The organism is Spiroplasma tabanidicola (assembly GCF_009730595.1).
GTDB classification, from domain to species: Bacteria; Bacillota_I; Bacilli_A; order Mycoplasmatales; family Mycoplasmataceae; genus Spiroplasma_A; species Spiroplasma_A tabanidicola.
Map to the genome: position 1 here is coordinate 813,301 of NZ_CP046276.1, position 15,356 is coordinate 828,656.

At 22.7% G+C, this 15,356-nt stretch carries 13 protein-coding genes; 1 reads left to right on the plus strand and 12 read right to left on the minus strand.

Going from position 1 to position 15,356, the window contains the following annotated elements; all coding sequences use genetic code 4:
* Positions 1-45: 45 nt before the first annotated feature.
* From STABA_RS03660 to STABA_RS03715, 12 genes are all read right to left on the minus strand, one after another.
* Positions 46-2,559 (minus strand): DEAD/DEAH box helicase family protein, encoded by a 2,514-nt coding sequence (locus STABA_RS03660; protein WP_156006657.1) that lies wholly within the window; start codon positions 2,557-2,559, stop codon positions 46-48.
* A gap of 17 nt (positions 2,560-2,576) precedes the next feature.
* Positions 2,577-4,457 carry a DUF2075 domain-containing protein gene (locus STABA_RS03665; protein WP_156006659.1) on the minus strand — a complete coding sequence of 627 codons (1,881 nt, stop codon included), beginning with the start codon at positions 4,455-4,457 and terminating at the stop codon, positions 2,577-2,579.
* A 324-nt stretch (positions 4,458-4,781) separates the two neighbouring features.
* Positions 4,782-5,510, minus strand: a complete 729-nt coding sequence (locus tag STABA_RS03670) for a hypothetical protein (RefSeq protein ID WP_156006661.1) — start codon at positions 5,508-5,510, stop codon at positions 4,782-4,784.
* Positions 5,510-6,010: a protein-tyrosine phosphatase family protein gene (locus STABA_RS03675; RefSeq protein ID WP_156006662.1), complete on the minus strand. Its 501-nt coding sequence runs from the start codon at positions 6,008-6,010 to the stop codon at positions 5,510-5,512. Before STABA_RS03675 ends, STABA_RS03670 begins: the two co-directional genes overlap by 1 nt.
* The gene (locus tag STABA_RS03680) at positions 6,010-7,644 is read right to left on the minus strand and encodes a PTS transporter subunit EIIC (protein WP_156006663.1); all 1,635 of its coding nucleotides are present in this window, start codon (positions 7,642-7,644) and stop codon (positions 6,010-6,012) included. The genes STABA_RS03675 and STABA_RS03680 overlap by 1 nt, the downstream gene beginning before the upstream one ends.
* 90 nt (positions 7,645-7,734) lie before the next feature.
* Entirely contained in the window at positions 7,735-8,559 is an 825-nt protein-coding gene (locus tag STABA_RS03685) for a MurR/RpiR family transcriptional regulator (protein ID WP_156006664.1), read from the minus strand.
* A gap of 159 nt (positions 8,560-8,718) precedes the next feature.
* Positions 8,719-9,201: an AAA family ATPase gene (locus STABA_RS05950; RefSeq protein WP_425505173.1), complete on the minus strand. Its 483-nt coding sequence runs from the start codon at positions 9,199-9,201 to the stop codon at positions 8,719-8,721.
* A 3-nt stretch (positions 9,202-9,204) separates the two neighbouring features.
* The gene (locus STABA_RS05955; protein ID WP_343031707.1) at positions 9,205-9,366 is read right to left on the minus strand and encodes an ATP-binding cassette domain-containing protein; all 162 of its coding nucleotides are present in this window, start codon (positions 9,364-9,366) and stop codon (positions 9,205-9,207) included.
* 65 nt (positions 9,367-9,431) lie between these two features.
* Positions 9,432-9,725: a hypothetical protein gene (locus STABA_RS03695; protein WP_156006666.1), complete on the minus strand. Its 294-nt coding sequence runs from the start codon at positions 9,723-9,725 to the stop codon at positions 9,432-9,434.
* Between the two features lie 795 nt (positions 9,726-10,520).
* Positions 10,521-10,973, minus strand: coding sequence for a hypothetical protein (locus tag STABA_RS03700; RefSeq protein WP_156006668.1), 453 nt, complete (start codon positions 10,971-10,973; stop codon positions 10,521-10,523).
* 848 nt (positions 10,974-11,821) lie between these two features.
* The gene (locus STABA_RS03710) at positions 11,822-12,868 is read right to left on the minus strand and encodes an alcohol dehydrogenase catalytic domain-containing protein (RefSeq protein WP_156006670.1); all 1,047 of its coding nucleotides are present in this window, start codon (positions 12,866-12,868) and stop codon (positions 11,822-11,824) included.
* Positions 12,869-12,987: 119 nt separating this feature from the next.
* Positions 12,988-13,770 carry a hypothetical protein gene (locus STABA_RS03715; RefSeq protein WP_156006673.1) on the minus strand — a complete coding sequence of 261 codons (783 nt, stop codon included), beginning with the start codon at positions 13,768-13,770 and terminating at the stop codon, positions 12,988-12,990.
* Positions 13,771-13,920: 150 nt separating this feature from the next.
* Between STABA_RS03715 and STABA_RS03720 the strand changes: the two genes are divergently transcribed.
* Complete coding sequence (locus STABA_RS03720; protein WP_156006675.1) at positions 13,921-15,345, plus strand: lipoprotein; 1,425 nt, start codon at positions 13,921-13,923, stop codon at positions 15,343-15,345.
* The last annotated feature ends 11 nt before the right edge of the window (positions 15,346-15,356 follow it).

Genomic DNA, 15,356 nt, shown 5'->3' on the forward strand with positions numbered 1-15,356 from the left:
CTTTTATTTTATAACCCGCTATTATTAAAAAAAATATAGTTAATTTTATAAATCATATTTGTTTAATATTTTACATATATTACTTATATAATGATTTCTTAATAATTTTTTATTATCTTCATAAGATAACTCATTTGGAAAAGAAGAATTGCCACCAACAATTACATCCGCTAAAATTTTACTTCTAGCAAAAAAATAATCATTTTTAATCTCAAATAAACTATCAAAATTTTCAGGTACATTTAATTGATTTCAAACTTTTATTACATCTTTATCTATTAATTTTCTTTTATAAGGATATATTCAAGAGTTTTTTAGTAAAATATAACCATTTTTAGTTTTTTTAACATAAGCTGTTTTATTTTCTTTAAACTTTTTATATAAAATTTTTCCTTCTTGTATATATTTTGCATTAGGAAATACAGATAAGCTATAGTTATATGGCAGTTGATTAATCTTTCTTTTAGAATATTCATTAATTTTTTCGATGTTATTATGAATATATGTGATTTTTAAATCATCTTCCGATTTAGTAATCTTTAAAAACTTTAAAATATCAAATTCAGAAAAATCTAATCCATTATATTTGTAGACAAGATTGTAAGATGTATCATTTATATCAAAAATACTTAAATTATCCCCATTAACTTCATAAATCTCATATCATCATCTACTATTTTTATCAAATATTAAAACAAAATCCTTATTGGTTTCTGATAATATTTCAAAACATTTTAAATCTCAAACTATGTAATTAGATAAACTATTTTTATACAGAACATCTTTTTGCTGTTTTAATTTTTTTAATAACTCATTGTAACTTAATTCATCAAAATCAAATGTTAAACCTGAAAATTTAGTACAGTTGTTATCAACTAATTCAACTAACTGTGTTTCAGTGATTAAATTGCAAAATCTATTTAATCAGTAATCTTTTATTTCTATATTTGTAGCTATATCAATGACTTTTAATTTCTTATCATTGAACTTTCTTAAACCTCTCCCTAATTGTTGCAAATATATTGTTTTAGATTGAGTTGGTCTCAAAAAAATAACACTATCAATTTCAGGTATATCAATTCCCTCATTTAAAATATCAACCACACAAAGAAAATTTAATTTTTTGTTAATAAATTTATCTAATTTTTCAGATCTATTTATATCATCTGACACTAAGTAATCTGAATTATAGCCGTTGTTAATTAAAATTTCATTAATTCTTTTTGCATGTTCTATATTTATACAAAATATTATAGTTGTAAAACAATATTCTAAATATTTTCTAATTGCATCTAAAACTAAACTATTTCTTTTTAAATTATCTGCTTTCAAAAGCAACTTAACTTCACTGTTTAAATCATCTCTTGTAAGTTTTATTTCACTTTTATCATGCATTAAATAATAATTTATTTCACAAACTAGTTTTTTTTCAATTGCTTCATGTAATTCCATATGATACAAAACATTATCAAATATATTTGTTATACTTTCTAAACCTTGTCTTCTTTCAGGTGTTGCTGTTAAAGCAATATTATTTGTCGGATTAAAATACTTAAAAATATAATCAAAAATATTTGTTTCAGATTCATTATCAAAATGATGAGCCTCATCATAAAAAATAATATCAAACTGATTTTTATTAAATTTATTTTTATCAATTAGATTTTTTAATAATTTATTAGTAACAAAAACAGATTTATTTTTTATACTTTCAAAATCAATAATTTTTTGATTATTTGTATCAATTAATACTGGTTCAAAACCTTTTACAATTTGTTTGAATCTATTAAAAGCATTATTTAAAATTTCTGTTCTGTGTGTTGTGAATAATAATTTTGGTTTATCAATTACATCTTGTAAATGCAAAAACATAAAAGCTGCAACAATAGTTTTTCCAGTTCCTGTTGGTAAAATTACACTATGATTTTTATACTCAAAAAGATCTTCTTTATACTTTTCAATTATTTCTTGTTGATAATCTTTTAATATAAAACCACTATTATCATTTTCTTTATCTCTAAAAGGATTAAAATAGTTATTTTCCATCTTAATTCAATCTTCCTTTGATAACTCTTTAAAATTAACTAATTTATAATTACCTTGTTCATTTCACATATATTCAATCTCATTTAATAAGTTTTGTTTGCTTTCATTAGATTGTAACGAAGAAATTTCTTTGCCATATAATCCTCTATATGTAAAATTTGCACTTCCTAAAATGATATCAAAATCATTTTCATACATAAAACCATAAATTTTTTTATGTAAAGGTTTCTCTCCTCTTTTAACAATTTGTACTTTAATTTCAATATTTCTTTTATACTTTTTGCTTATATAAAAAAGATCATCATAATTAAATGACTCTCCACTTTCAGTAAATGTTGAAGTTATAATTTTTAATTTTCCATTTCTACCAAAAAAATCTTCAAGTTCCTTATCAAATTCATAAAATGCTTCCTTGGTTATAAAAGGACTTATTATATAAAAAGTATTTGTTTTATTTATAAAGCTTTTAATAGCTTCTACTAAACTTGTAGAACTTAAATCAGAATAATGCATAATATATCCTTCCCTTTTTAATCATTAAGTTTATCTTTAATATACTTTGATAAATTTTCATCTATACAATAAATATAACATCCTTTGATCGCTCTTGTTAACAAAACGTTGTATGTATTTCTAACTATAAAATCTCCTATTTCAGAAGAAACTTTTGAATCAAGCTTTTTTAAACCTTTTATTGATTTGTCAGTAGATGCTCTTTTTGTTCAATCTGTTTCTATTTTATTATTTTTCACAATCAAATCTGGACCTATAATAACTCCAACATAATCAATTTCTAATCCTTGAGAGGTATGAATACAACCAATTTGTTCAATAGAGTTTTTTTCAAGCATAAAATACTTATCATTTTGTAAATTTCATTGCCTTTTAAAATTACCTATCACAATATCATACAGTTTTTTATCTTTTTTTGACACTCAATTTCAACAATAACCTGCCAATACCCTTGCTGAGCAACATTTAGATTTTTTAACAATTGCTTCATACATATCTTGTGGGTTATCAAAAACTTTAAAATCAAAAGCGTTTCTAAATGACATATCACATTTTAATCCATCATATAAAATATTATCTATAAATTGAATATAGTCATCTGCACCACTAGATCTAAACTGAGAAGTAAGTTCTTCAAATTCTAATATATTTTCATCTAAAATTCCTTCTAATTTAGCTTGTCTTTTAATTTCTTTAATTGTTCCAATATCACTATTAGTAACAAGTTGTTTTTCATCTATAAAAAAAACCGAAACTCTAGATTCACAAATTATTTCTCTAATTTGATTATTGTAGCCTTTCCCAATAGGAGTATATTGACTTCTTTCAATTAGCCTATGCGATTCATCAACTATTGTTAAATCATAATGATTTTTAAGCAAATCAGAAAATATAGAAGAGCCTTTAAACAAATTATCTAATCTAACTTTTGTAAATTTTTTATCCTCATTTTTATCTAAAATTAGTTTTTTAAACGCTTCTCTTACAGAAGCATTTTTAGAACAATATATTGCATTTTGTTCTTTTTGAATACAACTAGATAATACTTTTAAAGCTATTAGTGTTTTACCAGTACCCGGTCCTCCAGGCACTATTAAAACTCTTTTTTTATTATCTTTTTTTGATTTAACAGATAAAGAAACTATTTTTTCATATACAACTTTTTGATCATCTAATAAGTAAAAATCACTATTATTATCAATAATTTCACGCATACTATCTTGAATTGATTTACCTGGCCTTATTTGACCATTATCTATCTCATCTATAAGTTGAGCATTATCACCACTTATTAAATTTTCTTTAATATAATCTCTTAATTTCTTAAGATCTTTTTTAAAGAATAAAGGTGCATCATATAAATAATCATTATATTGACTATCAATTATATCAGGATGCTTATCAACATCATAATTATGCAAAAAAGCACATGTTAAAACTTCTATATTTTTATTACTATAAACCACTTCTGAAAAGTCATTCAAAAATCTTCCATACGCAAAAGCTTGATAAGATGGGTGACTAACTTCTCTTCTTCTTCCTCCGACATAAGTGTCAACAATCATATCACTACCTATAACTTTTATACACTCTTGTCATTGTTTCAATTCAATTATTATAATTCTTCTTTTTTCATCATTTAATCCTGACAAAATAATATCAATTCTCTTACTACTTCTTGGCAAATTATATTCTATTGCTACTCCAATATTTTTACTAATATCGTTATCTGAAAAAACTATTCTCATTTCTCTTAAGGAATTATTTCAACTATTTTCTTCATTAATATTTACTTTTTTATTCATTTTAAATTTAAGTTCTTCTTTAATTTTTTCAATTAAAATACCATTATCTACATCTTCATTAAATCCATCAACGTTATTTCTATAAATTATCATAAATACCTCTTTTACAAATTATTATATATATTTGTTAATAAATTTGTAATAAATAATTAATTAATAAAAAAACCTAATCCTTCAAAATAACAGATTAGGTTTTTAAAAAATTAATTATTTTATAACATTAAAGGACTTATAATACAAAATAATAATATAAATATAGAGCATGTGTAAAATGCAACTGGTAAATTTCTTATGAAGTTACCAAAAAAACCTTTTTTTGTTATGCTTAAACTAAAATTTTTTTTGTTAACAATAAATATTTTAATTATTATGCCTATAACCAAAAATATTATAGAAAGTATTAAAGGAACAAAAATTTTAACTAACATATTTAAACACCTCTTCATAATCATTATTAAATTTAATATTTTTATATTTCACAATCTTTGTATTAACTTCTTCTTTTAAATTTTTTAAAGGTTTTAACAATAATTCAAAATCTTCAACTTTAATTAGAACATCACTGCCATCTTCATAACTTCTACAAATAACACTTTTTACTTCTATATTTTTACTAATTTTATTAAGCAAATCTATTGTTTTTTTTGTATTCAAAGTACAGTTATGATTTAAATAAAAATAACTATTAATATAAGAAAGTATATTTACATATCCTTTTCTTATAATCTCTATTTTTTGCTCTTTAACAAAAAATATAATAATTTCTTTTTTTCTTAATTCTATATAAACTTCATTTTCTTCTTCTATCAAAGAGTTCAAAAAATCTATTTCAGAAATCATCTCTATATTATCTTGTTTTTTTAAATTATATCTATTTACAAACTTAAAGTTTTTTATATTATTTGTTTCTAATAATTTAAATATTCTTACTTCAAAATCTTCAAAAGAATTTATTTTTCTATTTTCGCTAAAATTTATAGCTAACATATTTATGTTTTCTTTTAATTTTTCTGTACAACCATCACCTATTTCAATTATTTCATTACTTAATAAATTTCTTAGTACCATAGCATTTTCTTTTTTAATAAGTTTTTTACCTTCATAAATATTAATTACATTTCAGTCAGCATCAATTATATATCCCATTATAGATCACCTCAGTTTGTGTTCATTTTATTTGCTATTTCTTTAAATGGGAAATTATTTTCCAAAAATTTATAAACTCCTAAGTTTAATTTCATATACGGATAAAAATCTTTTATATATTTTTTTAAAGCCTGTTTAAAATTATCATGTGGTAAAACTTTCATAACAACTAGAAAAATGAATATAGTTGAAGCACTTCTACTAACACCTAGTTGACAATGAGTGTAAATATTTGTCTTTTCACTATTTTCAATTAGGAATTTAATTGCTGGTACAAACAAATCATTACAAAAGTCATCAGGATCATGTGAATCTTTCATATTAATAGCCATTTTATCACCACTTAAAATGAAATATTGATTTTTATAGTTATACTCTTTTTTAGAATTTAAAATATTATAATATATGTCACCTATTTTTAATTCACATTGATGATCAATTAAATTTAAAGAAAATTGATCGCCAAGATAAATGTTATTTAAAATATTTTTAAAAGGCATTAGCTTTCAACTCCTAATTTTTCTCTAACTATAGTTGCTATGTTTGTAACTCTTGGTCCATATATTATTTGCATTTGATCACCAATTTCAGCATATCCATAAGGTTTTGTTTTATCAACCAATTCTTTGTTAAACTTACTTTTATCAAACATGGTTACTCTAAGTCTTGTGACACAATTTGCCATTATTTTAATATTTTCTGGCCCTCCACAACCATCAATAATGTTTTTTATAAATTCTTCATCATATTCTTCTTTTTTATTTTTTGTACTAGATTTTATTTTTTTATTTACATTTTCTGATTGATCAACTTTTTTTAAATCTTTACCAATAACAGCAACTTTACCATCTCTACCTGGAGTTTTAAGATTTAGTTTTTTTATCAATATAAAGAATGTACCGAAATATAATGCCCCCATTATAGGTCCAACTACAAATAAACCTCATACGTTTTGAATTTTATTTCAATTTATGGCATCTACCGCTAATCAAGTTATTATACCGCTTCCTCGTGTGCTAACTTGAGCAAAATTACATACGTACATAATCATATAAGTGAATCCTGTAAAGAAAACATGGATACCATATAATATTGGAGCTGAAAATAAAAATGTGAATTCTAAGGGTTCTGTAGTTCCAGCTAACATTGATGCCAATAAAGCTGATATTATGGCACTACCAACAACTTTTCTATTTCCTTTTGGAATACAGAAGTACATCGCTAATGCAGCACCTGTTAAACTAAATATATTTGTAGGAAATGTTCCATTAACAATTCAAGTGTCTTTTGCTTTTATAAATTCTCCTGATCCTAATTTAGCTATAGCAATGTTGTATATTCCTTCAATTTTTTCTCCAGAAGGAGAAATTCATTCTCCACCTACTGATGTATAATATAAGAAATAATTTAAAACTTGATGTAATCCAAATGGAATTAAAGCCCTATTTGCGACTCCATACAAAAATGGAGCTCCTGCATCTAAATATTGTCAAGAATTCCCAACAGCTTTTAAACCTTGAGAGATATATATTCATAAAATACCAAGTGGCATACCAATGATTCAAGCAACCAAAGTTGAAGCAACCGGTGAAAATCTTGGGCCTCCAAAAAATGATAGAAACTCTGGAAATTTTAATTTATAAGTTAATTTATGTATATAAAATCCTAATAAACCTGCTATCATACCTCCAAAGGCACTATATTGGAATGATGTTACTCCAAATCTTGTAGAAAGACCAAATTCTTTAGGTGTTTTTAACATCTCTGGATATACACTTTGTAGCATTAAGTTTGCTGCAAAGTGAATTGCTGCATATGCCATTAATCCAGAAAGTGCTGCTGAAACTTTTTCTGATTTTGCAAGTCCAGCTGCTAATCCAACAGCTACTAAAAAGTCAATATTAGATATTGCAATCATACCAATGTTTTTTATTGCATCAAATGCAATTTTTACATTTCCTGTATATGTTCCCGCTTGTGTAGCAATTGCTTGTCCTGCATATCCAATACTACCAATTAACGCTAATAATGGAATAACAGTAACAGGAACTAAAATAGCTCTTCCAAAACCTTCAAGTGAAGAACGTAATTTTCCAAAAAAATGTTTGTAATTTATTTTTATACTTTTATTCATACTCTATTTCCTCCTGCTTTAATTATATTTATTTTGCAGGTATTTAAAAAAAGTATAAATTTTCTTTTTTTACAATTTATGTAAAATTTATTAATTAATGAAATTATTTGATTTAATTTTACTTTTAAAATGTTTTTTATCTTCATCTATATTTATAGACAAAATTAATAATAAAAGATCTATCAAATATAAAAGGTTATATTTTTCAACAAATGGATTAGCCTTATTATTATCAACAAAAAAATTAGTTTCATTACTTTTAATAAGAATATCTACTTCTTTATCTAAAAAAAAATTATAAGAACCACAAATAGCTATTATTTTATAAGACTTTTTATTATAAATTGTGTTTAAATATCTATTAATTTTGCTATTATTACCAGATAAAGATATTAATATTACAATGTTATCTTCTACTTCAAAAGCATTAATATCATAAAGTGACGAAAATATTTCAACAATAAATCCCATTTCAATTAACTGAAAAAATAACAATTGAGCTATAATTTTTGTCTTACCTGTTGCAAATATTTTAATTTTCTTATTAGAGACTAGTAATGTTTTTGATAGTTTTAGAAAATTTTCAAAATTTAAATCATCGTTTGTTTTTTTGATACTTGTAATTATTTTTTCCAAAAAACTTTGCAATAAAAATGAATAATCATTATCGTTTTGTTTTTCTTGATCTAAATAAAATTGTTTATCAAGACTAATTTTAAGTTCTTTTAAACCACTAAAACCAAGCTTTTTTAAAGTTTTTGTAATAGCACTTTGTTCACATTTTATTTTATTAGATATATTTTTTAAAGAGAGTTCTTTATAACTATTTAAATTTTCTAAAATATAATTACTAATTTCTTTTTCTTGCGGCGATAATTTATTTATTTCATTTAAAAACTTATACTTAACATCCATATTTATTAACTCTTTCTTACTTAATTTTTATTATACATAATTACCTTATCTTTTCAAAAGTTTGTAAATTAGTTTATCTAAATAAATTTAGTGCAATTAATTATGCTTTTCAATATTATTTATTATAAAAAAGCACTTTTAATTAAAAGTGCTTTTTTATTAAATTTTTCCTTTATAAAACTTATTCATTAAATTTCTTACTGTCCCATATTCTTTTCTAATTTCTTCAATTGTTTTATCTAGTAAAACTTTATTATCAGAAATTATAATTAAACGATTACACAATTGTTCAATTTCATCAGGGTGATGAGAAACAATTAATAAAGTTTGTTTATTTTTTACTTTTTGTTTAAAAAATTCAATTATTTTAAACTGTAATTCTAAATCTAATCCAGTTGTTAATTCATCAAGAATTATAATTTTTGGGTCATTTATTACAGATAATAAAGCATTAAATCTTTGTTTTTGTCCTCCACTTAAACCGTTTAGTGGTGTTTTAAAAAATGGCATAACATCAAAAGTTTTATCAAGTTCTAAAAATTTTTCTTTTGTAAATTTTGGAAATACACTATAATAAAAATCAATTATATCTTTTGCACAAATTCCAGTTGGTCAATTTCCTTCTTGAAATTGAATCCCAATTTCTTATTTTAAATTTTTTTCAATATTTATATTAATTTCTCCTTTAGTAGGGCTTTTAATTTTTGCAATCATTTCTACTAATGTAGTTTTTCCAGCACCATTTCTTCCTAAAAAAGCAACAGCTTCACATTTTTCAATATTTAAAGATACATCATCTAATACAATTTTGTTTTTAAATTATTTACATACATTTTTTACTTCAATTAAACTCATAAAATAATTCTTCCTTTCTAACCTTTTTTATGTCATCTAAATCTTCAGATTCCCAGTGTTGAAAAAGCAATAATTATTAAGATTGATCCAAGTACTGGTTGTCATGTACTACTAAAATCTTTAAATAAAGGTACTTCATTATCATCATATCTTCCAATATTAAAACCTGCACTTTCTAAAGTACCATTTTTATACTGAGAAAATAACATTATTGAAACTGCATACTTTAAAGGCACAAAATATGTAAATATTCTTATTCCCTCTACTCCTTCATATAATCTTGGATCTAACATTGTTCCTGAAAAAAACATACATATCCATTAGAGATATTCCTTGATTTAATCCTTCATCTCCCATTATTCCACCAAGTAAAACTCCAATACTAATTGCAATTAAAGAAAGTAAACAAATTGATAAAATAAAATATCCTCAATTCATAGTTTTATATAATATTGCAACATTTTAATTATCAAGAATATATCCAACTAATAGTTCTAATAATACTCCAGATCATGTAATTAAAAAATAAAATGCTGCTATACATAATAAGAATAAGGGTTTATTAATAGCTGTGGTTTCTACTCTTTTTAAAAATATTGAGTTTTTTCATTCTACTATTGTAGAATATAATGAAACAATAATTCATAATGAAGGAAGTACATAATAATTTAATATTGAGCTTCCTGGTTTACATATTTACTTTAAATAATAAATATAACATTACTGTAAAAAATACTGGAATTACATATGTAAATAATTGTCCTCTAATATTTTTAAAATATGATTTTTAAATTAATTTAAACAATTCAAAAAAATTCATAAAAGCTTCTTTTTTTATCAAAACTTAAATCGTCTTTAATATTTAAATTTTCCTTCATAACTTTTACTCCTTATAAAATTTTTTAAAATGTTTTATAAGTTGTAAAGTGTGGTGGTTCCTCCATTATTTTACTTAGAAGAAAAATTTTATTTAATTTTATTTTTGCTTTTAAACTTTTAGTTTTAATAAAGGATCGTATAAAAGCAAATATTTTTGAACTTTTAAAGAAATTAGCTAAAAAACTTAAAAATTTTAATAGTTCATATTTAATATATTGTAAAAATTTTTAAAATTTCTTTAAAAAATCATATCTAATAATTGCTTTAATAAGTTTAAAACAAAAATAAGCTATTATTGTTGTTACTAAAAAACAAGCAAAAAAACCAAATGTTTTAATCATAACTAAACTTTCAAAAAAACTAAGATTATCTACCTTTTCTACTTTTAAAGCAAATTGTGTTAATCTAACTATTAATAATGGTACACATGTATTGATTAGGTTCAATAAAAATAAGACATTATTTTTAACTACATTAAAATTAGAGTTATTATTTTTAGATGCTTTTAAATATTGTTTAAATTGATAAACAGATTCATATACCATAAATGCTAAAAATAAAACTATAAATAAAACTAATCCAAAATACTTTAAAAAATCAGTTTTAAATATGTAATTATTATTTGTATCATAAGGATTAAAAAAGAAATTCAAAAAATATGTCGATAAAGCTATAAACATCGCTAGAATAAACGTTGTTTTTAAAAACTTATTTAGAATAATAACTCCTTTGAAATATTTTGAACTTTTTTCTATGAAAACAATTTTTAAAATAAAATAAAAGTTTTTTAGTAAATAAATATTTATTAATCAGATTATATATATTTAAAAGACTTACCTAAAATTTTATTATTTAGCTTTTTATAATTTCTAAATTGATAAATTAAAGTATTAAAATTTTCTTAAATAATATAATTTTGATTATTTAATAAATAATTTTTTACATATATATTTTTTCATAATAACTTATATTTGCAATACCATTTAAAACCTTTTCATTACTATATTCTAATTCTAAATATATTAAACAATTGTTAATATATTTAATATTTTGAAACTCACTTTTTAATAAAATAAATAATCCTAAAATATCTTTATTTGAAGAATACAATCGTTTTTTGTTCTGTTCATTACCTGTAGATTTAGCAATTGATTCAATTTGTTCTTACATAGTGTCTGTTATAACATTTATTATTATATTTTTATTAGTTTTTATATTTTTATATGCATTTGAAGAAGTATTAATTCCAATCATAACAATATCATTTACATTATAAATAGAACTAATTGGAGTAATATTTGTATTTTTATTTTCATCAATACTTGAAATTATACAAACTGGAAAACCTCAATATAAAGTTTTACTTTTTATTTATTTATACATATAACAATCCTTTCTATTAGAATAAATTCTAAATAAATAAAAAATATAATTGAACTAGTAAAATAAGTCAATATGGTTATTTATAATGACTATTAGTATCATTAAAAAAACATATAAATAATAAGATTATTTATATGTTTTTAATTTATTCTGGAAATTTAATTAATACTTTTAACGTTTTATTATCTTTTGCATTTTTAAATACATCAAATGCTTTTTCAATATCTTCAAAATTAAATTTATGAGATATTAATTTTTCAAAAGGTATTTTATTTTTATTAATGTTTTCAATTAATTCTAGTGAAGAATTAGCATTAACTAATCCAGTTGTTAAAGTAATGTTTTTTATTCATAAATCTTGTAAATTAAATTCAACAGATTCTCCAAATACTCCAACAATTGCTATATGTCCTGCTGTAGAAACTATTTTTTGAGCTAAATCAAAGGTGAATTTTGTACCAATTGCTTCAATAACTACATTTGAGCCTTCATTATTTGTTATTTTCATAATTTCTTTTATAGCTTCTTCTCCAGTTGCACAAACTATATCAGTTGCGCCATGTTCTTTTGCAAAGTCTAATCTTGATCGATCTAAATCGATCATAATAATTTTTTTAGGATTTATTTGTTTTGCTGTCATTAATCCAGCCAATCCAATTGGACCAGCTCCAATTATAGTAACAACATCCCCTTCTTTAATTCGGCCATTTAAAACTCCAATTTCATAAGAAGTTGGGAAAATATCACTTATTAAAACATAGTTTTCAAATCCCTTTTTTGGATCAATTTTATGTAATGAATTTGTTGCATGCGGAACTCTTAAATATTCTGAATGCGTTCCATTAATTAAATGTCCAAAAATTCATCCTCCATCTTCACAGTGAGATTGACAGTTTGTTGAACAATACTTACATTTTCCACAACTAGTAATACATGAAACTATTACTACATCTCCTATTTTTAAGTTAGAAACTTCACTTCCTAATTGTTCAATTCTACCAATACCTTCATGACCTAAAACACATCCATCTGGAACTTCAGGAACATCACCTTTAAGAATATGTAAATCTGTTCCACAAATTGTTGTATACATCATTTTTACAATTGCATCAGTTTGCTTTTGTATCCCTGGTTTTTCTATTTCTTTTACTACGTATTTTAAATTACTTTTATCAAAACATGCTGCTTTCATATATTATTACCTCCAAGATTATATTAACACTTTTTCCAAATGATTAAAATATCTTGGAATTTTTTATAAATATATTTTATACAAAAAACTATATAAATATAGGTTTTTTTGACTATAAATTACTCTTCACTTATTTCATCATCTTTTAACTCTTTTATATTAATAACTTGATCATCTGGAAAATTTGCAAGTTCATTTATATAATTTAATAAATCCACACCTTTTTTTAAATCATTAAAACTATGTTCTTTTACTTTATCAAAGTCTAAATCATCTGCATCTCTTCCTTTAGCAATTTTTTCAAAATGCTTCATACCATCTTTTCCAATTTCAAAGTTTTCATACTCATCACCATAATTAATCATATAATCTTTTAAAATATGTTGTGTTTTATATTTATATGAAATGATTTTAAAGTTATTTTGATTAAAGAAAAAATCATACAAATCATATCCTTTAATTAATAAATACTCTTTTAAAATGGGTAAATCATTAAAAATACTTACAAAAAACTCTAAAGCAGCTACTTCTAAAAACTTTGCCATATATAAGAATTTTTCAATATTATTTTCTTTTACATAATTTGCAACAAATATTGCCAATTCTTCTAATTTTGCTAATAAATCACTTTGTGTAGATCAATCATCTTTAAATTGATATACAACTTCATTTGAGCTTACAAATTTATTACAGACTTCATCAAATACTAATGTATTTAAACATACTGTATATGGAATATCATTAATTGTAATTTTTTCAAATTTTTCTCTAGTTCATTTTGTAAACTGAAATGCTTCAAAATCAATTACACATAAACGTTGAGGTTTTAATCTATTAATTACTTGAATAGCTGTATTTTTATTAAATGCTAAGTAATAATTCTCTTTTTTAACTAAATGCATATTTTTTCTCCATTTTTTAATTATAAATCAAAAGTTTATAACAATTTTTTTATTAAAGTTTTTTTATATTATTTTATATTTTTTTATAAATATCAATAGTAATTTCTTTATAAAAAAGATAATATTAATATTTAAGGAGTATAGATATAAATGAAAAAATTATTAACATTATTAGCATCAATCGGACTTGTAAGCACAGCTTCAACTGCAATTATTGCATGCAATAACACCACACAAGATGTTATTACTGATTTAAATAAAATTTCTAACAAAGATTTAAAAACACTTGTTGGAAAAGATCAAACACCAAGTCTTGAAAGCATTGTACAAGCAATCAATTGATATAATGACAATATTAGTTTAACAGTTGATGAGGTTGAATTTAGCGGTGAACCTACCACTTCAAAAGCAACTATAAAAGCAAAAGATGATGCAAAAATCTTTAAAGGAAAAGTTAATGTAACTTACAATTATAGTGTTGGAAATGCTTTTAGCATTTCAATATTTGAAGATGCAATCAATAACGTTGGATTTGGAGCAAGTTTAAGACCAAATAGCTATAATTCAGGCTTTTTAATGTCTTCAAACTTACAAAATAGATTAGTTGTTAAAGATAGTTTAAAAAAATTTGTTGTAGAACTTGCAAAAAAAGCAAGTAGTTATGTTGCTTTTACAGCAGATCAAATTATGGATATGATAGATATCAATTATAGAGATGGACAAAATAAATCAATTATAGAAACAGATAAAGAAACAAAAATTGAAAAACTTTATATAACTGTAAAAGATGGCCACCAAAATGATATTAAAAATTATATATCTTATGGAGTTGCAAAAATTAATTTAAAAGAACAAATAGACTTAAAAACAGCTGCAACTCAAAAAGATTTAGGAAAAATAACTTTTATAAACATGGATTATGAAGAAGACCAAAAATCAAAAATTATTGTAGAATTCATGAATAAAAATTCTAATATCACTGTGGATAATGCCAGTCAATTTTCTATATCAAATTATAATTTAAAAGGTGGATTTGCAACAATAAATAATGGATTTAACGGTAGTTACACTAATGAAGTTACTGTTAAATTCATTGCTGATATTCAAAATAATGAGAATATTCAAAATTGAGATTTATCAATTATGAGCAATAGTCCAAATAGCGAAGAATGAACTGATTGAAGTTTTTTTGATGCAATGAAGCTAAAAAAAGATCCTAATTCAAGCGCTTTAAACGATGATGAATTAACTACTTTAATAAATTATATAATGAGTTTAGAAGATAGCGAACCTTACTCAATGTATTGAATTCAATTTAATGAAGGTAAAAAATATTTTTTAGATACACAAGGTAGTGGCGAAGAACAAGGTAAAGTTAAATTTAGTGATTTTAAAAATGATTTTTTATCAATATTTGATGTAACTGTTAATACAAACGATGTGCCTTCTGAAAACGAAGGACCATTTGATGCAACTGGTTCTATAACAATAGAAGTTAAAAAAGGACAAGAAAATAAATACTTAGATAAAGGATATATTTTATCTGGTAAATTAAAAACTTGATATAGTGTATAAAAAGAAAAAAG